Annotated in this window: 18 protein-coding genes and 1 tRNA gene; 13 read left to right on the forward strand and 6 right to left on the reverse strand. The window is 71.0% G+C overall.

Translation table 11 applies throughout. The features are described 5' to 3' along the window. Positions 1 to 73 precede the first annotated feature (73 nt). Both ACZ44S_RS18960 and ACZ44S_RS18965 read left to right on the forward strand, forming a co-directional pair. Complete coding sequence (locus tag ACZ44S_RS18960; protein ID WP_466930418.1) at positions 74 to 1159, forward strand: permease; 1086 nt, start codon at positions 74 to 76, stop codon at positions 1157 to 1159. Next, positions 1156 to 1875, forward strand: a complete 720-nt coding sequence (locus tag ACZ44S_RS18965; protein ID WP_466930419.1) for a TIGR03943 family putative permease subunit — start codon at positions 1156 to 1158, stop codon at positions 1873 to 1875. The genes ACZ44S_RS18960 and ACZ44S_RS18965 overlap by 4 nt, the downstream gene beginning before the upstream one ends. A 24-nt stretch (positions 1876 to 1899) precedes the next feature. On the opposite strand, the gene ACZ44S_RS18970 is transcribed toward ACZ44S_RS18965, so the two are convergent. Further along, positions 1900 to 2196 (reverse strand): zinc-ribbon domain-containing protein, encoded by a 297-nt coding sequence (locus ACZ44S_RS18970; RefSeq protein ID WP_466930421.1) that lies wholly within the window; start codon positions 2194 to 2196, stop codon positions 1900 to 1902. 135 nt (positions 2197 to 2331) lie between these two features. Here ACZ44S_RS18970 and ACZ44S_RS18975 point away from each other — a divergent pair, with 135 nt between their 5' ends. The 8 genes from ACZ44S_RS18975 (at position 2332) to ACZ44S_RS19010 (ending at position 10531) form a co-directional block, all read left to right on the forward strand. Next, a complete protein-coding gene (locus ACZ44S_RS18975) occupies positions 2332 to 3942 on the forward strand; it encodes a PH domain-containing protein (RefSeq protein WP_466930423.1) in 1611 nt (536 codons plus the stop codon). A 56-nt stretch (positions 3943 to 3998) separates the two neighbouring features. Next, on the forward strand, positions 3999 to 4397 hold the full coding sequence (locus ACZ44S_RS18980) for a VOC family protein (protein ID WP_466930425.1): 399 nt from the start codon (positions 3999 to 4001) through the stop codon (positions 4395 to 4397). A 92-nt stretch (positions 4398 to 4489) separates the two neighbouring features. Continuing rightward, positions 4490 to 5188 (forward strand): TetR family transcriptional regulator, encoded by a 699-nt coding sequence (locus ACZ44S_RS18985; RefSeq protein ID WP_466930426.1) that lies wholly within the window; start codon positions 4490 to 4492, stop codon positions 5186 to 5188. A 108-nt stretch (positions 5189 to 5296) separates the two neighbouring features. Beyond that, positions 5297 to 6286 (forward strand): NAD(P)-dependent alcohol dehydrogenase, encoded by a 990-nt coding sequence (locus ACZ44S_RS18990; protein ID WP_466930428.1) that lies wholly within the window; start codon positions 5297 to 5299, stop codon positions 6284 to 6286. Positions 6287 to 6661: 375 nt separating this feature from the next. Further along, a complete protein-coding gene (locus ACZ44S_RS18995; RefSeq protein WP_466930431.1) occupies positions 6662 to 6898 on the forward strand; it encodes a hypothetical protein in 237 nt (78 codons plus the stop codon). Between the two features lie 105 nt (positions 6899 to 7003). Beyond that, positions 7004 to 7297 carry a DUF3040 domain-containing protein gene (locus ACZ44S_RS19000; RefSeq protein ID WP_466930433.1) on the forward strand — a complete coding sequence of 98 codons (294 nt, stop codon included), beginning with the start codon at positions 7004 to 7006 and terminating at the stop codon, positions 7295 to 7297. A gap of 33 nt (positions 7298 to 7330) precedes the next feature. Continuing rightward, positions 7331 to 8842: a potassium/proton antiporter gene (locus ACZ44S_RS19005; RefSeq protein WP_466930434.1), complete on the forward strand. Its 1512-nt coding sequence runs from the start codon at positions 7331 to 7333 to the stop codon at positions 8840 to 8842. Between the two features lie 483 nt (positions 8843 to 9325). Then, positions 9326 to 10531 carry a cation:proton antiporter gene (locus ACZ44S_RS19010; RefSeq protein ID WP_466930437.1) on the forward strand — a complete coding sequence of 402 codons (1206 nt, stop codon included), beginning with the start codon at positions 9326 to 9328 and terminating at the stop codon, positions 10529 to 10531. A 330-nt stretch (positions 10532 to 10861) separates the two neighbouring features. Here the strand turns inward: ACZ44S_RS19010 and ACZ44S_RS19015 are convergent, their stop codons facing one another. After that, positions 10862 to 11329: a cation:proton antiporter regulatory subunit gene (locus ACZ44S_RS19015; RefSeq protein ID WP_466930439.1), complete on the reverse strand. Its 468-nt coding sequence runs from the start codon at positions 11327 to 11329 to the stop codon at positions 10862 to 10864. Positions 11330 to 11491: 162 nt separating this feature from the next. Between ACZ44S_RS19015 and ACZ44S_RS19020 the strand changes: the two genes are divergently transcribed. Together ACZ44S_RS19020 and ACZ44S_RS19025 are read left to right on the forward strand one after the other, a co-directional pair. Next, on the forward strand, positions 11492 to 11977 hold the full coding sequence (locus ACZ44S_RS19020; protein WP_466930441.1) for a hypothetical protein: 486 nt from the start codon (positions 11492 to 11494) through the stop codon (positions 11975 to 11977). A 151-nt stretch (positions 11978 to 12128) separates the two neighbouring features. Next, positions 12129 to 14759, forward strand: a complete 2631-nt coding sequence (locus tag ACZ44S_RS19025; protein ID WP_466930443.1) for a DUF6185 family protein — start codon at positions 12129 to 12131, stop codon at positions 14757 to 14759. Between the two features lie 777 nt (positions 14760 to 15536). Here the strand turns inward: ACZ44S_RS19025 and ACZ44S_RS19030 are convergent. The 3 genes from ACZ44S_RS19030 to ACZ44S_RS19040 form a co-directional block, all read right to left on the reverse strand. After that, a tRNA-Pro gene (locus ACZ44S_RS19030) sits at positions 15537 to 15610 on the reverse strand. A 48-nt stretch (positions 15611 to 15658) separates the two neighbouring features. Next, complete coding sequence (locus ACZ44S_RS19035; RefSeq protein WP_466930445.1) at positions 15659 to 16432, reverse strand: Pr6Pr family membrane protein; 774 nt, start codon at positions 16430 to 16432, stop codon at positions 15659 to 15661. 55 nt (positions 16433 to 16487) lie between these two features. Further along, a complete protein-coding gene (locus ACZ44S_RS19040; protein ID WP_466930447.1) occupies positions 16488 to 17429 on the reverse strand; it encodes a metallophosphoesterase in 942 nt (313 codons plus the stop codon). Between the two features lie 103 nt (positions 17430 to 17532). On the opposite strand from ACZ44S_RS19040, the gene ACZ44S_RS19045 reads away from it, so the two are divergent. After that, on the forward strand, positions 17533 to 17997 hold the full coding sequence (locus ACZ44S_RS19045) for a GatB/YqeY domain-containing protein (RefSeq protein WP_466930448.1): 465 nt from the start codon (positions 17533 to 17535) through the stop codon (positions 17995 to 17997). A 142-nt stretch (positions 17998 to 18139) separates the two neighbouring features. On the opposite strand, the gene ACZ44S_RS19050 is transcribed toward ACZ44S_RS19045, so the two are convergent. After that, positions 18140 to 20425, reverse strand: coding sequence for a transglycosylase domain-containing protein (locus ACZ44S_RS19050; RefSeq protein ID WP_466930450.1), 2286 nt, complete (start codon positions 20423 to 20425; stop codon positions 18140 to 18142). Between the last annotated feature and the right edge of the window lie 257 nt (positions 20426 to 20682).

Genomic DNA, 20682 nt, shown 5'->3' on the forward strand with positions numbered 1-20682 from the left:
CTGCGTACCAAGGGGCAGGGATCCGAGCGGCCCCGCTCCCTCGCGCGCCCATCTCCGGAGGTGCACCCGGCCCGTGGCCACCACCACATCGCCCCCGCGCGGACCAGGCGGGCTCGAGCCCGAACCGTCCGCACCCGCTTCCGGACCGTCCGCACCCGCTTCCGGACCGTCCGCACCCGCCCCCGGCCGCGACGCACCGCCCGAGAAGTCCCCTCACCTCAGCTCCCCGCTCCTCCTCACCCTGGTCCTGCTCACGGCCGTGATGTTCCAGGGTCCGGTCCGCGGCGCCCTGGCCGCCCCGGTGATGCAGAGCTGGATGACGGTGTTCGTGGCCGTGGTCGTCCAGGCCCTGCCCTTCCTGGTGCTCGGTGTCCTGCTGTCGGCGGCGATCGCGGTGTTCGTCCCGCCGTCGTTCTTCGCCCGCGCCCTGCCGAAGCGCCCGGCGCTGGCCGTACCGGTCGCCGGCGCGGCGGGCGCGGTGCTCCCCGGCTGTGAGTGTGCGTCCGTGCCGGTGGCGGGCGCGCTGGTGCGCAGGGGAGTGGCGCCGGCGGCGGCCCTGGCGTTCCTGCTGTCGGCCCCCGCGATCAACCCGATCGTGCTCACGGCGACGGCGGTCGCCTTCCCGGGCAATCCGGAAATGGTCCTGGCCCGTTTCGTCGCGAGCCTGCTGGTGGCGTGCGCGATGGGCTGGCTGTGGCAGCGCCTCGGCCGCACCGACTGGCTGCGCCCGCCCTCCCGTTCGTCGTACGAGGGGCAGAGCAGGGGTGCGGCGTTCTGGGGCTCGGTGCGGCACGACGTGATGCACGCGGGCGGCTTCCTGGTGGTCGGCGCGATGGCGGCGGCGACCCTGAAGGCGGTGGTTCCGGCGGAGTGGCTGCAGGCGGCGGCCGACCACCCGGTGCTGTCGGTGCTGGTGCTGGCGGTCCTGGCCGTGCTGCTGTCGATCTGCTCGGAGGCGGACGCGTTCGTGGCGGCGTCGCTGACCCAGTTCTCGCTGACGGCGCGGCTCGCCTTCCTGGTCGTGGGGCCGATGGTCGACCTGAAGCTCTTCGCCCTGCAGGCGGGCACGTTCGGCCGCTCCTTCGCGCTGCGTTTCGCGCCCGCGACCTTCGTGCTGGCGGTGGCCGTGTCGGTGCTGACGGGAGCGGTGCTGCTGTGAGAACCCGGCTCGACGGCCAGGCCCAGGCGGCCCTGTTGTTCCTGCTCGGCGCGACCGTGCTGCACGCCGGCCTGACCGACCTCCATCTGCGGTACGTCAAGGCAGGGCTGCGTCCGCTGCTGCTGCTGTCCGGCGTGGTCCTGATCGCGACGGCGGCGGCCACGGTTTGGTACGAGTGGCGGCGCCCTCCGCACCCGGGGGAGTCGCACCGGGAACCCCGGGTCGCCTGGTTCCTCGCCGTCCCCCTCTTCGCCCTGATTTTGGTCGCCCCGCCGGCCCTCGGTTCCTACAGCGCCACCCACACCGGTACGGCCCTGCAGAAGCCACTGGGCTTCCCCGAGCTCCCCGCCCGGGGCCCCCTGCGTCTCGGCGTCGGCGAGTACGCGGCCCGCGCGGTCTACGACAACGGACGGCACCTCCGGGGCCGTCCCATCCGTATCACCGGTTTCGTGGCGATGAGCGGCTCGGGTGACCCGTACCTGGTCCGCATGGGCCTCAACTGCTGTGCCGCCGACGCGCAGCCCGTCAAGATCGCCCTGGCCGGGGAACTGCCCCCGGTCCTGCGGCCGGACACCTGGCTGGAGGTCACCGGCACCTACACCCCGCGCCGCACCACGGACCCGGTCAACGACGGCCCGGTCCCGTACTTCGAGGTCACCCGCGCCGCGCCGGTCCCCGCCCCGCGCGACCCGTACGACGCGGCGTGGGACGGCTGACCCCGGCCGGCACGGCTCGCGGGGCTACGACTGGTAGGGCTGCCGGGGGTGGGGCTGCCCGTACCCCTGCCCGCCCTGTCCGCCACCGACGGCCTGCGCCTGGAGCTGTTCGGCCTGCTCCGCGGTCACCTTGTTCTCGGCACCGCAGAACGTGCACTGCGTCGCGTACTTGGTGGAGACCGGGAACAGCGGTACGAAGAACAGGGTGAACTTCGTGACCCGCTTCCTGAGTGTGTGCGCGGCGGGATTCCCGCACTGGGCGCACACCAGTGTCAGTATCGCGAGCTGGTACAGATACCCCTTGGTACCGAAGATGATCATGTCATCGATCCTTCCCGAGCCGCGGCCCCCGGAACCACCACACCAGACGGTGACCGCAGTCGGCAACGTGACCGGGCGCAAGACTGCCGCACCCTGCACAAGCGCACACCGGCCCGCTGTTGCAAGTCTTCTCGTATGACGGACACCTGGGAAGTGAGCTGCCGTCCCCGGTGGACGCGCACCCTGTGGGCCTTCGCCGGCCTCGGCGGGACCGGAGCGACGGCGGCGGCGGTGCTGGCCGCGCACACCGGCACGCTCCCCTGGCTGGTCCCCGGCCTGCTGTGCGCGCTCGTGGGGTTCGCCGCCCTGCACCGGGTCACCGCCCGTGTCGGCGCCGACGGCGGCGGCCTGCACTCCCGCACCCTGCTGCACCGCCGGAGCGTGCCCTGGAGCGAGGTGGCGGAGCTGCGTATCCGGGTCAGGTACGCGCACCTGGCCCGCGGCGAGGAGAGCCGCCGGGTCAGTGCGCTGCTCCGGGACGGGCGCCGGTGGGAGCTGGTGCTGCCGCAGGCCTGGACCCCGCACACCGAGGAGTTCGACGCGACGCTGAACCGGCTCCGCGCACTGCACCGCCGGCACGGTTCCGGAACGGCGAGCTCGGAATCGGGCCCTCTCACGGTCGTCTCGGGCCGCACCACGGGAAGCGGCCGGCTCGGCTCCGTCGTCGCGTGCGTCCTGCTGCTGGCGGGCGCGGCCCTCGCCGTGCGGACGGTCCCGGACGCCGGCGCGTACGAACGGGAGTGGGAGTCGGCCGCCCCCTGCGAGCCCGGGACGCCGGCGGCGGAGCGCGGTGACTGTCTGGGCACCGTCCGCGCCGTGATCGAGCGCACGGAACCGCACCTCCCCAAGAAGACCAGCTGGCTGTACTTCGCCGACGACCGCCCGACCGAGCGGCTGGCGGTGTCGTCGGAGGCGGCCGAGGCGTTCCGCGCCGGCGACCGCGTCCGGCTGACGGTGTGGCGCGGCGTGGTCAAGGAGGTCGCGGGAGACCGACATGTGTGGCACGAGCACACCCCCGGCGCCGGGGACTTCGCCATGCTCGCGGCCGCGCTGATCCTCGCCGCGGGGTACCCGGCCGCCCGCGTCCTGCTCCTGGTGCGCGGGCGGCACCGCCCCGACGGCGAGGTCCTGCCGTCCGTGCTCCCCTTCGGGGCGTCCCTCGGCGTCACGGCGCTGTGGCTCCTGCCCCTGTGCTACCTGCACCCCGGAGCGCTGTTCGCCTCGCCCGCGACGGCCGCCTGGACGTCGCTGGGCACCTTGACCACACTCACCCTGCTGCTGTGGGCCTGGCGCGCCACCCGTATCCGTCCGCCCGGAGAGCCAGGAGAGCCAGGAGAGCCAGGAGAGCCAGGAGAGCCCGGCGTGCCCGGGTCACGCCCCGCCGTGCCGTCGGAGGATGCGGTCTTCCTGCCGGCCCGCTTCCTCGACGCCACCGACTACAACCCTCACCACTTCGGCACCCACGTCGTCGTGGGCGGCGACGGCCCGCCCGCGGTGACCCCGCACCCCGGCCCCGGCCGCTTCGCGGCCCGCCCGATCCCGGCGTCGCGCCTCACCCTCACCCGGGTCCGCCGGATCCGCGAAGGCGACGCCGACACGGTCCCGGGCAGCTGGCACGTGGCCGAACTGGATGACGCCGGCACCCCGGTACGTCTCGCCGCCGCTCCCGCCGACCTGAACCGGATCCTGCGCGAACTGCACCTCTCGCGAACCCCGGCCGTACCCGTCCCGGAGGCGGGACGGTGACGCCGGGGCGAGTTCGCCCACCCGGCGGACCGACCCCGCAACGAGAAGAGGAACGCATGCAGATCACCGTCTCCACCGTCTCGCTCACCGTCGACGACGTGACCGCCTCGCTGAAGTTCTTCACCGCCCACCTCGGTTACAAGGAGATCGCCGCCGACGACGGTTTCGCCTCGCTGACCCGGGGCGACGCAGCCGTCGACATCGTCCTGCTGCGCCGGGGCAGCGAGGTCCTGCCCGCCGACCGGCGCGACCGGCATGCCGCCGGGTTCGTCCTGGCCTTCACCGTCACCGGCATCGAGGGCGAGGAGCGGCGGCTGCGGGACCGGGGGGTGGCCGTCACCTTGCCCCTGCGCCAGGAGCCGTCCGGCGAGCGGCTGTTCCAGGTCACCGACCCCAACGGGATCGTCGTCCAGTTCGTCGAGTGGGCGACTCCGGCCATCGCGTCCGGGAGCTAGTACCGCACCGGGCGGGGCCTACCATGGCGCACACCGTAGGTGGACGCCGTACACCCCCGGCGGTCCGGTGCGTACGAACAGGGATGGTGCAGATGACCGGGCAGGCGGCCGACGCTCCCCACCGGCCCCGCACGCCGCTGAGCAGGCAGCGGGTGCTGTCCGCCGCCGTCGCCCTCGCCGACGAGGGCGGGGTCGACGCGCTCAGCATGCGCAGGATCGCGCAGGCGCTCGGGGTCGTACCGATGGCGCTGTACAAGCACGTCGCCAACAAGGACGAGCTGCTCGACGGCATGATCGACGCCGTCGTCGGCGAGATCGACCCACCGGTCGCGGACGCCGGCTGGAAGACCGCCGTCCGCCTGCGGGTGCTGTCGGCCCGTCGCATGCTGCTGCGCCATCCATGGGCGTCCGGGGTCATCGAGACGCGGATGAAGGCGCGGACCGCCCCGACGCCCACGGTGATGGCGTACCTGGACTCGATGATCGGCCTCTTCCGCGCCGGGGGGTTCTCGCTCGACCTGGTCCACCACGCGATGCACGTCATGGGCAGCCGTCTGCTGGGCTTCTCCCAGGAGTTGTTCGACGACACCTCGGACCGCGAGCCGGACCCGGACGCGCTGCCGCCCGAGGAGATGGCCGCGCGCTTTCCGCACATCACCGCACTGGCCATGGCGGTCGCCCATGACGAGGGGTCCGTCGTCGGCACGGGGTGCGACGACCAGTTCGAGTTCGAGTTCGCGCTGGATCTGACGCTGGACGGCCTCGAACGCCTCCACGCCGCCGCGCACTGATTCTCCCGTCCTCCCTCTTGCGAGGTGTACGGCGTACACCCATGATGGCGAGTGTACGCCGTACACCTCGGTGTGTGCGTCCATCGGCGAAGTGATGGGGGAGACCGGATGAAGGCGATCGTTCAGGACCGTTTCGGCCCGCCGGAGAGCCTGCGGGCGGCGGACGTCGACCTCCCCGAACCGGGCCCGGGCCAGGTGCGGGTGCGGGTGAGGGCCGCCGCGGTCAACCCGTACGACTGGCACATGCTCCGCGGCGACCCGTACGCGGCGCGGCTGACCCCGGGCGTGGGGCTGACCCGCCCGAAGTCCCGGGTGGCCGGGATCGACGCGGCCGGCCTGGTGGACGCGGTCGGCGCCGAGGTGCACGGGCTCCGGCCCGGGGACGAGGTGCTGGGCTTCTGCCCGGGCTCCTTCGCCGAGTACGCGCTCACCACCCCGGAGCTGCTGGTGCCCAAGCCCGTGGGTCTCACCTTCGAGCAGGCGGCGGCCGTCCCGATGGGCGCGGTGACCGCCCTGCGCGGTATCCGGACCGTGGGGCGGGTGCGGGCGGGGCAGCGCGTGCTGGTCAACGGTGCCGGTGGCGGCGTGGGGACGTTCGCCGTACAGACGGCCGCGGCGCTGGACGCGGAGGTCACCGGCGTGTGCAGCACCGGCCACGCCGATCTGGTGCGCTCACTGGGCGCGACGCACGTCGTCGACCACACCCGGGAGGACTTCACCGAAGGCAGCCCTCGCTACGACGTCATCCTGGACAACGTGGGCAACCACCCGCCGGCCAGGCTGCGCAGGGTGCTCACCCCGACGGGCACCCTGGTCGCCAACGGCGGCGGCTCGCCCGGTCACGTCTTCGGGGCGATGGGTGCCATGCTGCGGGTGTCGGCCCTCAACGCCTTCGTCCGGCAGCGGCTGCGCGTGATCCTCCCGGCAGCTCCGGCCGGCCCGGTCCACGAGGATCTGCTCGCCGTCACCGCGCTCATCGGGTCCGGACGGCTCGCCCCGGTCGTCGACCGGACCTACGCTCTGTCCGATGCGGCCGAGGCGGTACGGCACGTCGAGCGCGGGCACGCCCGCGGCAAGACCGTGATCACCGTGCCCTGAAGAGCGCACGGGCCATCAGGGACGACACCCACGTCTCGCGACATCCGTACAGGTCCGACCCCACCCCATTTGGGTGTCGTTCTCGATGGTGCGCGCGGTCGAGCGGGGGAGAGGGTGTGATCAACACACTCCCCGGCCCTGCCCCGTGTCCGTCCTGCCACATGAGTACCGCTCGCGGAGCGGACCCTGCGGGGCTGCCGGCTCCAGAGAGGAGCACCGCCCCCTCATGCGCGCGGCACAGCAGCGAACAGGCCACACCGGCGAAGTGACCGTCCTGGCCCGGCTGATGCTGCTGCTGCTGTGTCGTTCCGCGGCCGCTTGGGAACGCGGGCCCCAATCCGCCGGAGGGGTGGGATCAGCGCCGAGCGGGCCGCGATGAGCGTCACCGCATGGCCGGCCGTGGCGGTGTTCGCCGCCGTTTACGCGCTGATCGCGACGGAGCGGGTGCACCGGGTCGCCACCGCGCCGGACGGTGTCCTCGGCATGGCCGGGCGGCGTCACCACCGTGCTGCGCGGCGCGCCGGCGAGGATTTCGGCCCGTCGGCGGCTCGGCGTGCCTGCGGTGCCGTGTCCCGCCGAGGAGAGCTGCGCCGCCACTTCGTCCTGGTGTGATCGTGAGGCACGGGATGCGCAAGGAGAGCACATGGAGCACACCGGCGACCGCTACGACGTCTTCCCACCGCCCCCCGCCCCGAAAGGGCGGCCGAGGAGAGGGCGATGGACGCACCGGATGACAAACGGCTCCACGAGATCGCGGCCCGGCTGCACCACGAGGACCCCCGCTTCGCACGGGGCCTCGGGCACGGCCGCCCCTGCCGCCCGCGCGAGTACCGGTACAGCAGGGCCTGGCTGCTGCTCACCGTCGCGCTGGCCGCCCTGGGCGTCGGCATGGCCCTGGCCCACGGGCTGCTCATCGCCGCCGGGCTGGTCCTGGCCGGTGTCGCCGGAGAGATGTTCGACCCGCACCGTCGGATGCGGAACCGCCGTGACCCGCCACCGCCCGGATCCTGAAGGTGGAATCGGGAACGGAACGGGAACCGGTCGATGACCCTGTCCGAGCTGTATGTGACGCTGCTGATCGGCGGCGCCGTCCTGCTGGCCAGCATCGCCGCCGCCCGCACCGCCCACCGCGTGGGCCTGCCGAGCCTGCTGCTGTTCCTGGCCGTCGGTGTCGTCGCCGGCGAGGACGGGCTGGGCCTGGAGTTCGACGACGCCCAGCTGGCCCAGGCGCTGGGGACCGCGGCGTTGGGGCTGATCCTCGTCGAGGGAGGTCTGAGCACCCGCTGGGACGACGTCCGGCGCCGGCTGGCCCCCGCCAGTGTGCTGGCCACCGTGGGCGTGGCCCTGTCGGTCATGGTGACCGCCGCCGGAGCGCACTTCCTGCTGGGCATGGACTGGCAGCCGGCGCTGCTGCTCGGGGCGATCGTCTCCTCCACCGACGCCGCCGCCGTGTTCGCCGTCCTGCGCGCACTGCCGATGCCCGAGAAGCTGCGCGGACTGGTGGAGGCGGAGTCCGGCTTCAACGACGCCCCGACCATCATCCTGGTCACGGTGTTCTCCACCGCCACCGCCGACCTGCCCGGTCCCGGGTCCCTCGTGCTCAATCTGCTGTACCAGCTCGCGGTGGGCGGCGCACTCGGCGTGCTGGCCGGACGGCTGGGTGCCGCCGCACTGCGGCACATCGCCCTGCCGGCCACGGGGCTGTACCCCCTGGCGACGGTCGGCTTCGGCGTCATCGCCTTCGCCGCCGCGGGGGCGGTCAACGCCAGCGGCATCATCGCCGCCTATCTGTCCGGCCTGGTGCTGGGCAACTCCCAGCTGCCGCACCGGGCCGCCACCCGTTCCTTCGCCGAGGGCGTCGGATGGCTCGCCCAGATCGGCCTGTTCGTCATGCTCGGACTGCTGGTCGACCCCAGCGAACTGCCCTCGGCGATCATCCCGGCGCTCGTCGTCGGATCGGTGCTGCTGCTGGTCGCCCGCCCGATCTCGGTCGTGCTGTGTCTGCTGCCCTTCCCGATCCCCTGGCGTGAGCAGGCGTTCATCTCCTGGGCGGGCCTGCGCGGCGCGGTGCCGATCGTGCTCACCACCTTCCCGATCGTCGCGGGGATCGCCGGGGCACGCGACGTGCTCAACATCGTGTTCGTCCTCGTGATCCTCTTCACCCTCATCCAGGGCCCCGTCCTGCCCGCCCTCGCCCGGCGCCTGGGGCTGGTCCGCAGCGGCGCGCTGCGCGAGATCCAGGTGGAGACGGCCCCCCTCGACGTCCTGGACGCCGACCTGCTCACCGTGACCATTCCGGAGGGCTCCCGGCTGCACGGTGTCGCCGTCTTCGAGCTGCGGCTGCCTCCCCCCGCGGTCATCACCCTGATCGTCCGCGGCGGCGTCACTCTCGTCCCCGACCGGGACACCGTGCTGCGCGCCGGCGATGAACTCCTGCTCATCACGACGCCGCCGACCCGGGAAGCGGCGGAGCGCCGGCTGCGTGCCATCGGCCGCCACGGCAAGCTGGCCCGCTGGCTCGGTGAACACGGATCTCCGCGCATGTCCGACGGATAGCCGCAAGCGTTTCCGGTGGATAAACAGGTGAACGCGAAAAATAGGAAATTAGTCGTGCGCTAAACTTATTTACCGAGCCTTGGCGCTCCATTGAGCGACCGAATGCTCATTCCGTGGGACTGGCTCTCGATGGTGACAGGGGGAACATGACATGCGTCGACGTGACATGAACCGGCCTGTACGCATCGACAACGCCGCCCGTGACAGCGTTCCCGAACCGGGTACCGCCCTCTCCGGCGTCTGACCTCCCGGCCCGGTCCCGGCGCAGCGTCCTGCCCGACCGTGGGCCCGCCGCCCGGCCGCCACGCGCCTGTCCCGCCCGGGCGCCGACCACCTCCCTCACCCAGCCGCACCGGTCACGCCTGCTCGCCGACGAGCGGCCTGCCGAGAACCGCCCGCCTGCCCGCTGCCGCCGCCGCGCGGCCGCCCCCTGCCGACCGAAGGCACTGACGCCGCCGTCACCGAACCGGAGGACCGACGCCCGTGCACAACACCACCGCCATGCTCATCGAACTCGGCGCGATCATTCTCGCGTTGGGCCTGCTGGGCCGCCTCGCCGGACGGATGGGCTTCTCGCCCATCCCCCTCTACCTGCTGGCCGGACTCGCCTTCGGCCACGGCGGCATCCTCCCCCTGCAGGCCAGCGAGGAGTTCACCGCCACCGGCGCCGAGATCGGCGTCATCCTGCTGCTGCTCCTGCTGGGCCTGGAGTACAGCGCCTCGGAGCTGGTCACCAACCTCAAGACCCAATACCCCTCCGGCGCGGTCGACTTCGTCCTCAACGCGATACCCGGCGCCGTGGCGGCACTGCTGCTGGGCTGGGGCCCGGTGGCCGCCGTCGCGCTGGCCGGTGTCACCTGGATCTCCTCCTCCGGCGTCATCGCCAAGGTCCTCGGCGACCTGCGCCGGCTCGGCAACCGCGAAACGCCCGTGGTGCTCGGCGTGCTGGTCATCGAGGACCTCGCCATGGCCGTGTACCTGCCGATCCTCACCGCCCTGCTGGCCGGCGCCGGACTGGCCGGCGGCTCCGTCACCCTGCTGATCTCCCTGGGCACCGTCGGCGCCGTCCTCTACGTCGCCCTGCGCCACGGCCGGCTGATCAGCCGCGCGGTCTCCTCCGACAACGCGGAGATGCTGCTGCTGGTCGTCCTCGGGCTGACCCTCCTGGTCGCCGGCCTTGCCCAGGAAGTGCAGGTGTCGGCCGCCGTCGGCGCCTTCCTGGTCGGTATCGCCCTGTCCGGTGAGGTCGCCGAGGGCGCGAGCATCCTGCTCACCCCCCTGCGGGACCTGTTCGCCGCCGTCTTCTTCGTCTTCTTCGGCCTCTCCACCGACCCGGCCGACATCCCGCCCGTGCTGCTGCCGGCGCTGCTCCTGGCCGTCGCCACCGCGCTCACCAAGATCGCCACCGGCTGGTACGCCGCACGCCGGGTGGGCATCCGGGGCGGGGGCCGGTGGCGCGCGGGCGGCACCCTCGTCGCGCGGGGCGAGTTCTCCATCGTCATCGCGGGCCTCGCCGTCGGCGTCGAGCCCCGCATCGGCCCCCTGGCCACGGCGTACGTCCTGATCCTGGTCGTGATCGGCCCGCTCACCGCCCGCTGGACCGAGCCCCTGGCCCGGCGCTTCACCCGCCGCCCCGGCCCGCCCGTGCCCCCGGCCACCACGGAACAGCCGGAGCCCGCACACGCCTGACCGGCCGCTTCACCCGCGGCCCCGGCCTGTGCGTGTCCCTGGCCGCCACGGAACGGCCGGAGCCTGGACACGTCTGACCGGCCCCTTCACCCGCGGCCCCGGCTCGCCCGTGCCCCCGGCCACCACGGAACAGCCGGAGCCCGCACACGTGTGACCGGGTACCGCACCTGCCGCCGCGGCCTGTGTGTGTTGGCGCCGGCTATGGAACAGCCGGAGCCGCTCACGTCTGACCGGGCGCGGCACCTGCCGATGAGGCCTGTGCGTGTCGCCGCCGGCCATGGAACAGGCGGAGCCCGCTCAAGCCTGACCGCGCCGGGCGGCTCGGTACCGCTACCGGCCGAGGACCTCGCCGACGGTCCCGACGCCCTCACGCGTGCCGATCACGATGAGGGTGTCACCGCCGGCCAGCCGGAAGTCCGGCCCCGGGGACGGGATCGCCTCGTCCCGGCGCAGTACCGCCACGACCGACACCCCGGTCTCCGTGCGCATCCGGGTGTCGCCCAGCGACAGCCCGTGCCAGCGCGAGGCATCCGGAATCCCGATCCGCTCGGCGACCAGCCCCAGCTCGGCCGTCGCCAGCAGGCTCGGACTGTGCCGGGCGGGCATCACCGCATCGATGAGCACCGTCGCCTCGTCGGCGGCCAGCCGCAAGGACAGCGCGTCGGCGTCCGCGTCGTCCGTGCCGTACACGTTCAACGTCCGGGACCCGTCGAGATGGGCCACCACCGACAGCCGCCGCCGCTCCCGCGTGGCCAGGTCGTATCGCACACCGCCGTCCGGCAACGGCGTATACCCCATGCGCGAAGCGCCGCCCACAACCGTCCCCCTACCCATGCGAGTGTTCCCACGGACCATGAACGAGGCACCCTACGACACTCCGGAATTGCCGCGGCACCCGCCCCGCACCCCGGCGGCAGCCGTCGGGAGGGGTCCCGGCCGAGGCGGGATTCCATGGCGGGCATGATGCGCAGAACGTCAACGGCCGCCGTGATCGCCGCCCTTGTCCTGGCCGCGGTCACGTCCTGTTCCTCGGACCCGTCGGACTCCTCGGACGGGTCCTCCGCCAAGGCCGGCCCCACCAACACCCGCTCCACGCCAACCGCACCCAGCCCCAGCCCCACCCCCACCGGCCCCTGCGCCGACGGCACCTGCGAGATCACGGTCGAGGCGGGGGACGTGGTGAACGTGCCGGACACCTACGGCCTGGGCCCCATCGAGGTGAAGACGATCGCGGACGGCACCGTCGAGATGACCGCACCGCTGACGGGGTCGGGCTACAGCATCTCGGGCTGCTCGGGAGGCGGCGGCGTGTCCTCCGCGGGCGGCGGAGGCGTCGGCCTCCGCTGCGACGAGGGAACCGTGGCGACCATCAACGACACCATGAGCCTGGAGGTCGTCAAGACGTCCTCCAAGACAGCAGTCCTCCGCATCGAACCCACAGGGTGAGACACGGTACGCGCCGCGCACGCAGGACAACGCGACTGCCGGCTCCGTCCCGGCTCCCAAGCGCCGGGACTTCCGCTGCGCGCAGATGCAGTGCCCGTAGTGCGACTCCCCCGACATGGGTATATGGCTGTCGGGGAAACGGGGGCGGGAGATGCGTAGGCTGGCCTTGCTGCTGGTGCTTGTTGGGTTGTTCGTGCTGCACGATGCGGGCTCGGTTACGGACGCGTGGGCGTCGGATCACCTCAACTGCCATACGGACGGGCTGAAGTCCGCGAAGGTGACCACGTCACTTCGGATCAAACATGACGGCGAGGACTACACGAAAGCCGAATCCGCCCTGGTTGTCGAGGTGCCGAAGACCTGGCACTCGGCGTCCGCCCTGCTGCTCAACGGAGATACGGAAGAGTTTCGGGGGGCGATGCGCTGCATTTTGCGCGACCCCGACGACTTCTTTCCCTACCGGGACACCGAGTGGCGGCCGTGGCCACCCAAGGTCACGGTCCAGGAAAAGACAATCACGGTGCAGCACCGGGCCGTCACGTATGCCAGCACGGTGAGCGACCGGGATGTGGGACCGTGGCGCATAGGCATGGGAAAGCGGTACTGGACGCTGACCCTGGAGAGCCCTCAAGCCCTTCGACAGGCATGGTGGCAGCAGATCACAGTCGATTTGGGCGGACGCGCGGCGCGTGCCGTGGACCCGGTCCCGACCAAGGGCTCGTCCACCGATCTGATTTGGGACCGCCCCAGGGGAACGGATGATCCACCGAAGGTGACAGTACGGCTTCAGCCACCGGCGGCCAAGGCCTTGGCCGTTAGGTGGGACGACAAGCCCTGGTACCTCCTGCGGTCGGTGTTCTGGCTGTCCTGGGACCTCGCGCTCTTCCCCGTGATCCTGCTCGTGATACGAAAGCTGTCGCGCTCTCCGGTCCTGCCGTCGGGGGACACACCGGCGGAATCGGCCACCCGGCGAAACCTGCTGCTGTGGGCTGGCCTGACGTTTGTCGCCATGCTGGTGTTCGAGGTCGATGATCAATTATTCTCCGTCTCCGGCGACTACGGAGTAATCACGTGGTGGCGAGTGCACCGCGTGACGATCGATCTTCTTCTCGCCGTGTGCGGCGGTGCCGCCTTTTGTTTCTTCGGCAGGCCCCGTGTTGATGCCGCCGCCGCTTCTGCCCTGGCGAGTGCATACGTCGTCGTCGTGGCGGTCAGGCCCGGCTGGTTCGGGCTGCCAACCGGCTTCTGGCTGGACCACGAAAACGTGGACGACGTCGAACGTCTTCGGCAGGCGGGCGGGTTCTTCTGGCTCGCGCTCGCCTGCGGCTGTGTGGCCTTTGTCTGGCTGGTGGGCTTCGTTTCGGCACTTTTGCGGCTGCGCGGAGGAGGGCGTGTGCAGACGGCCGGAACGGAGCAGAGGGGGACGTTTCCCTGGTGGGTTCTCGCCGCGTGCGTCCTGGTGTCGGCGGCGCTCGTGACCTTCGCTGTATGGGCAGAGCAGAATGTCTGGGAACAGCACACCTGGTTGAGCAGCCAGGGCGAGTACTACGACCGGTGGCAGTTGACGTACATCTACAACCAACTGTGCTGGTTCCCCTCCTGGTGGACCGATTGGTTCCATCCCTGGATCTGCTGGTGGTACGGCCTCATCGGGGCGTTCCTCGCCGTGATCGCCGCTCGGGCCAAGGCGCCCGGTGCCTCAGCAGTGTCCCCGGGAGTGCCGGAGGCGCTGCTCATCGCCACGTTCTATGTGGTGACCATCGCGCCGAAGCCCGGCTGGTACGTCGGTCTGGAGACCGCCGTGATGACGAGTGTGCCCGTCGTCCTGCTCGCAGGAGCCGGTCTGCTCGCACTTGGAAATCACCGAGCGTTGCTGGCGCAGAGACTGGCACCGACCACGGCCGGCACACCGGGAGCACGCCTGCGCACCATCATCCGGGAAACTGACCGGCACTGGCTGATCGAGTCGGCACGCGAGTACCGTGATCTTCATGCGAGGCTACGCCGTCTGGAGCAGGGTGACCAGGACAGCGAGCGGCCCCAACTGGAGCAAAAACTTGACCAGTTGCATCGGTGGAACCCGCCGGGAGCCACGGCTCCCCACGCCGGCCGACGCCTCCCCGACTCGGTGGACGCAGTGGAACTCGCTCTCGCCTGGGGCCCACGTGCCACCTGGTGGCTCAACGGCTGCCGAGCCGCCCTCTTCGCCGCCCTGTTCGCACTCCCCGCCACCTGCGTGAGCTTCTGGGCGGACAACGTACGCGGAAGCCTGTGGGGCGATGTGGCCAGGGACCGCTTCGGCGCGGCCTCCCTTCTGGACTACGCCGTCACGACCGAGGTCACCTGGGCATCCTCGGGTTTCGTGCTGGGAGCCCTGTGGCGTCTTCTGCCAGGCCGTCGCGGTCCGGCGAAGGCTACGCTGCTCTGCCTCGTGTACGCCATGCCGGTGGGCGCCCACTGGCTCATCAGCCGTGCGGTGGGCCAGCCCGTTGGCACCCTCGTTCTCTGGCTGGGACTGACCATGCTCGTGCTGACGTTGACCGGCGTGGCCATGGACATCGACACGTTCCGCCAAGAAGGACACTACTGGCCCACGAAGGCAGCGCTGCTGTTGTCCATCTATCAGTTGCGCACAGCTTCCGTGCAAGTGGCGTTCTTCGTGGCGCAGGTAGTCGCCCTGGTGGGGGTCTGGCAACAGTTGAAGGGCAATGATCCCGTGATCATGATCCAGCCGGAGGATCCGACCGGAAGGTCGGGAGCCCCTGGAGCGGACGGCCCCTGACCCATGTGTGAGCGACTCAGGGCCGTCCTGACCGAGCAGGGGGAAGCAGCGCGTGATGCCCGTCGGAACCCGACCATCCGGCCGTCCGCTCGGTGGCGTTTCAGCCCGTCACTCACTCCGGCCGGCATGTGGTGTCCGACCCGGTGCAGCTACTGACCAACTGCCGGCGTCGTCCGGCTCATCAACGCCCAGCGCCCCCAGTGGTTCGCCAAGGGCGACTTCTTCCCCGCGCCCTGCTGCTTCGCCACCTGCCCTTCCGTCCCACCTCCTCGTGGATGGGGAACCCGGCAACCGCACCGTCGTCCCTCTCCCACGCCTGCTGAACGTCGACGGCCACGCGAGGCGCGGTGGAGAACGTGAACGACAAGGCGTTCATGATCGTCGTACAGGACCTCCAGGCCCCATGACGCTCCCTCACCCACAACAAGGATCCCTTTGCGGACGCCAGGATCCGCCGGGCCTGCGCCGGGGCGAGCGAGGTGGCGATCTTGCGGGCGATCGAGCGCACGTCGTCCAGCAGCAGCGGGGGAACCGACCTTCTCGGCGATGGTCAGTCTCAGCAACAGCCCGGTGGCCTCGGCCTCGCTCCGGTGGACCCGACCGAGCGACCAGCCGTGCTCCAGACGCAGTCCTCCGCCCCGGCCCCGGATTTTCGGCGCTGATCCGCAGCGGCTGTTGACACACGGGAACCGGTCGTCACCACACAGATGGACGCGCACACGAAACAGGTGAGGCACCTACTCAATCGAGTAGGTGCCTCACCTGGTGTTTCGGCTGTCGGGGTGGCGGGATTTGAACCCACGACCTCTTCGTCCCGAACGAAGCGCGCTGCCAAGCTGCGCTACACCCCGATCGTCGCTGCTGTCGCGGCGACGACGTTTACTTTAGCCCACCGGTGGCTAGAGACGAAATCCGGTTTTCGAGGAGCGACGGCGGACCGGGTTCGGGCGGGCGTGGTCCAGGGCGACGAGGAGGACGGCCAGGGCGTAGAAGGCGAGGCCGACGAGGAGGGCGTTGGCGAGGACGTTCTTGTAGCCGTGCCGGACGACGTCCAGGAAGGGGTAGAGGTAGCGGGTGGGGGAGCCGGGGAGGAGTTCGCCCCGGGCCAGGGTGAAGGCCAGGTAGGCCAGGGGGTAGAGCAGCCAGGTCGCGGCCTGGCGGAGGTGCATGCGGGCGGGTGGGGAGAGGAGGAGCCACTCCAGGAGTGCGGCGACCGGGAGCACCGTGTGCAGGGTGAGGGCCGCGAGGGGCTCCAGCCGGGCGGGTCCGGCGGAGCCGTCCGCCATGGCGAAGCGGGGGGTGGTGTCCGCCAGGAGCACGTGGTGGACCAGGGCCGCCATGGTCACGTAGAGGAGTGTCGCTCCGGTGACGGCGCCCGGAAGCGGATGGCGGGCGAGCCACGCGCGGCGGGCCGATGCCAGCATGACCACGGCCAGCACGACCGCGCTCTGGATCGCGAAGTAGCTCAGGACCCGGGCCGGGCTGCCGAGGAGGGTCTCGACCAGTACCGCGCCGGTTGCCAGCAGCGCCAGTGCCAGGCGGTACGCCGCTGCCACGGGCCGCCGTACCAGCGGTACGACGGCTCTGGCGGGGACGGCGGAGGGGAGGATCCGGGGCCTCGTGCGCGGCAGGGCGGGGAGGTCCGGGATGTCCCTGGGTATCGGGGCGGTCATGCACCCCAGCGTGAGCGGATGTCCCGTAGGGGGCGATATGAGTGGGCCGGACGGGTTACCGGAGGGTGCCCTGGTCCCGGTCCACGAGGGTCAGCAGGGTCGCCTCCGGGGGGCAGGCGAAGCGCACCGGTGTGTAGCGGCTGGTGCCGCAGCCCGCCGAGACGTGGAGGTAGGACGTACGGCCCTCCGCCGTGTGCGTGGACAGGCCCTTCACGCGGTCCGTGTCCAGGTCGCAGTTGGTGACCAGGGCGCCGTAGAAGGGGATGCAGAGCTGGCCGCCGTGGGTGTGGCCGGCCAGGACCAGGGGATAGCCGTCGGCCGTGAAGGCGTCCAGGACGCGCAGGTAGGGGGCGTGGACGACGGCCATGGAGAAGTCCGCGGCGTCCGAGGGGCCGCCGGCCACCTCCGGGTAGCGGTCGCGCTTGATGTGCGGGTCGTCCAGGCCGGTCAGCTCGACGGACGCGCCCTCGATCTTCAGGGTGCCCCTGGTGTTGGTCAGGTTCAGCCAGCCCGCCGAGTCGAATCCGTCCCGCAGGTCCTCCCACGGGTTGTGGATCGCGCCGACCACGGGCGGATTGCCGTTCAGGCCGTGCCGGCCCTGGACCTTCTCGAGCAGGTAGCGGGCGGGGTTGCGCGGCTTGGGGCCGTAGTAGTCGTTGGAGCCGAAGACGTACGCGCCCGGGAACTCCATCAGGGGGCCGAGCGCGTCGAGGACCTCGGGGACGCCCTCGGGGTCGGAGAGGTTGTCGCCCGTGTTGATCACGAAGTCGGGGCGCAGGCCCGCCAGGGAGCGCAGCCAGCGCTGCTTCTTGCGCTGGCCGCCGACCATGTGGATGTCGGAGACCTGGAGCACGCGCAGGGGGCGCATCCCCGAGGGCAGGACGGGGACGGTCACCCGCCGCAGTCGGAAGGAGCGGGCCTCGAAGCCCGCCGCGTACAGCAGTCCGGCGGCACCGGCCGCCGTGATTCCCAGGGGGATTCCGTATCGCGCGCGCATACGTCCATCGTGTCAGACCTTGGACGGCCGGCCGAACGCGCCTTCAGCCAGGGCGCCTTAAATGTGCAGGCGTCCCGGTCCCCGCACCTGCGACAATCGAGCCATGACCACGCTCAAGTCGAAGCTGCAGGATGACCTCAACGCCGCGATCAAGGAGCGCGACGAGCTCCGCTCCTCGACGCTCCGGCTGACGCTCGCCGCGATCACCAAGGAGGAGGTCGCGGGGAAGGAGAAGCGTGAGCTCTCCGACGACGAGGTGCAGAAGGTGATCACCCGCGAGGCGAAGAAGCGCCGCGAGGCGGCGGAGGCGTTCGCGCAGGGCGGCCGCCCGGAGCAGTCCGAGCGGGAGAAGGCGGAGGGCGAGGTCCTGGCCGCGTACCTGCCCAAGCAGCTGTCCGACGAGGAGCTGAACGCGATCGTCTCCCAGGCCGTGGAGGAGGCGAAGGCGGCGGGTGCGGAAGGGCCGCGGGCCATGGGCGCCGTGATGAAGATCGTGAACCCGAAGGTGGCCGGACAGGCGGAGGGCGGCCGGGTGGCCGCCGCGGTGAAGGAGCTGCTGGCCGGCTGACGCCCCATCCCGGTCGGGCGCGTACGCCCGGTCCCCGGTCGGGCGAGTACGCCCGGTCCCCGGTCCGGCGAGTACGACGGCGACGGCCCCTTCCCCCACGTGGGGGAAGGGGCCGTTCGTCATGCCCGTGCCGCCGGGGCGGTCAGTCGCGTCCTCCGGGGCCGTTGCCCGGGCCCTGGATGAAGCCCTCCGGGGCCGAGAAGGTCGGGTCCGGCTCGGTGCCGCCCGGGCCGCCTCCGCCGTTGCCGCCCCCGTTGCCGTTGCCGCCGCCGATCAGGCCGCCGATGAGACCGCCGTCGCCGTTGTTGCCGTCGTCGCGGTCGTCCTCGTCGCGGTCGCGGTCCTTGTCGCGGTCCTTGGCGTCCGGGATGTGCACCAGGTTGAAGGAGGGGGACTCCTTGCCCGCCAGGGCGCCGGTCATGGCGTCCTTCCAGATGGGACCGGGGACCGCGCCACCGAAGACGAGCGGGTGGTACTGGCCGCCGATCGTGATGTTCTTCATCTGGACCTTCTGGGTGGCACTGCCCACCCAGACGGCGCCCGACAGGTTCGGCGTGTAGCCGACGAACCAGGCGTTCCTGCGCTCGTCCGTCGTACCCGTCTTACCGGCGTTGGCGCGGTCGCTGAGGCCGGCCGCGGTACCCGTACCGGAGTCGATCACGCCCTGCAGCAGGGTGTTGACCGTGTCCGCGGTCTTCTCGCTCATCGCGCGGGAGCACGTCGACTTCGGCACCTCGAGCGACTTCTGCTTGTTGCCGACCTTCTGCGTGATCGACTCGATGGCGACCGGCGTGCAGTACATGCCCCGGGAGGCGAAGGCGGCGTACGCGCTCGCCATCGTGAGGGGCGAGAGGCCCGTGGAACCGAGGGTCATCGAGGAGGGCACCTCGGGGATCTTCTCCCCGTTGCCCTGGACCACGCCGAGCTTGTCGGTCATGGTCACCACCGGGCACATGCCGATGTCCTCGATCATCTGTACGAAGTAGGTGTTGACCGACTTCGCCATCGCTTCCTTGAGCGCGTACGGGCCCACCTCGGACTCGTTCTCGTTCTCGACCTTGTAGCCCTTGTCGTTCACCCAGGGCTTCTCGCACCCGCGCACGGTCGACGGGTACGGCATCGAGTACGGGGCGGAGTGCGTCTGGGTCGGCGGCCGGCCCTCCTCCAGGGCCGCGGCGGCCACGAACGGCTTGAACGTCGATCCCGTCGGGAACCCGAAGTTCGAGCCGCCCCAGGCCTTGTCGACCGAGAAGTTGATCTCGATCTCGTTCTTGCCGTAGCCGTACGGCTTCGACTGGCCCATCGCGACGATCTTGCCGGTGCCGGGCTCGACCAGCGTGCTCGCCGCGGCGACCGGGTCGGACTGGTAGACGTGGTCCTTGAGCGACTGCTGCACCGACTCCTGCGCCTGCGGGTCGAGCGTCGTACGGATGGTCAGACCGCCCTGGTTCCAGATCTTCGCCCGGTCCTCCCTCGTCTTGCCGAAGACCGGGTCGTTCAGGAACACCTCGTGCACGTAGTCGCAGAAGAAGCCCGCTCCCTTGACCGCCGTGATGCAGCCGTTCTTCGGCTTGCTGACGTTCAGGCCCAGCGGACTCCTCGCCGCCTTGTCGGCCTGCTCCTGGGAGATGTCGCCGACCTCGGCCATCCGCTGCAGGACGACATTGCGCCGCTTCTTCGCCTCCGTCTCGTCGTTGACCGGGTCGTAGCGGCTCGGCGACTGGACGAGACCGGCGAGGAGGGCGGACTCCTGGAGGTTGAGGTCCTTGGCGGGCTTGGAGAAGTAGCGCTGGGCGGCCGCCTCGATGCCGTAGGCCTGCTGGCCGAAGAAGGTGATGTTCAGATAGTTCTCGAGGATCTTCTTCTTGCCCAGCTCCTCCTCGACCTGGATCGCGTACTTCAGTTCGCGGATCTTGCGGCCGATGGTCTGCTGCGTGGCCTGCGCGACCTTGGTCGGGTCGTCACCGGCCTCCTCGACGAAGACGTTCTTGACGTACTGCTGCGTGAGCGTGGAGGCGCCCTCGGAGACCTCGCCGCTGCGCGCGTTGCTGTTGAGCGCGCGCAGGACGCCCTTCAGGTCGACCGCGCCGTGCTGGTAGAAGCGCGAGTCCTCGATCGCGACGATCGCCTTCTGCATGTACGGCGAGATGTCCTTGAGGTCGACCACCGTACGGTCGCGCGAGTAGACCGTGGCGATCTGGCCGCCCTCGGAGTCCAGGATGGTGGTGCGCTGACTCAGCGGCGGGGTCTTGAGGTTGGCCGGGAGCTCGTCGAAGCTCTCCACCGATCCCTTGGCCGCGAGGCCCAGCGCGCCCACGGCGGGCAGGGCGATGCCGGCCATGACGGCCCCCGCGAGGACACTGACACCGAGGAACTTGGCGGCCTGCTGCGTGGGAGACAGACCACCGCCCGAGCGCTTCTTTGGCATGGGAGCAGCCTACGTTCTCATTCGCCGGACAAGCGTATATGCCTTGGCCTAAGCTGCACTCAACTGTCACAGCAGTGAGGCCACGTATCAATACGTCCGGCGACCCCGAATCGTTCCGGATCTCTTCGACTTTCTTCATATGAGTTCGGTCGAGGGGTGTTGAGTCCGTGTCCGGATCCGCCTCGTGTGTCATGCGGTGTCCGTTGTGGCGCAACTGAACTGACCCGGAATGCCCCCTTTGACCCGCATGTCGCCCC

This window comes from Streptomyces malachitofuscus, from assembly GCF_055571035.1.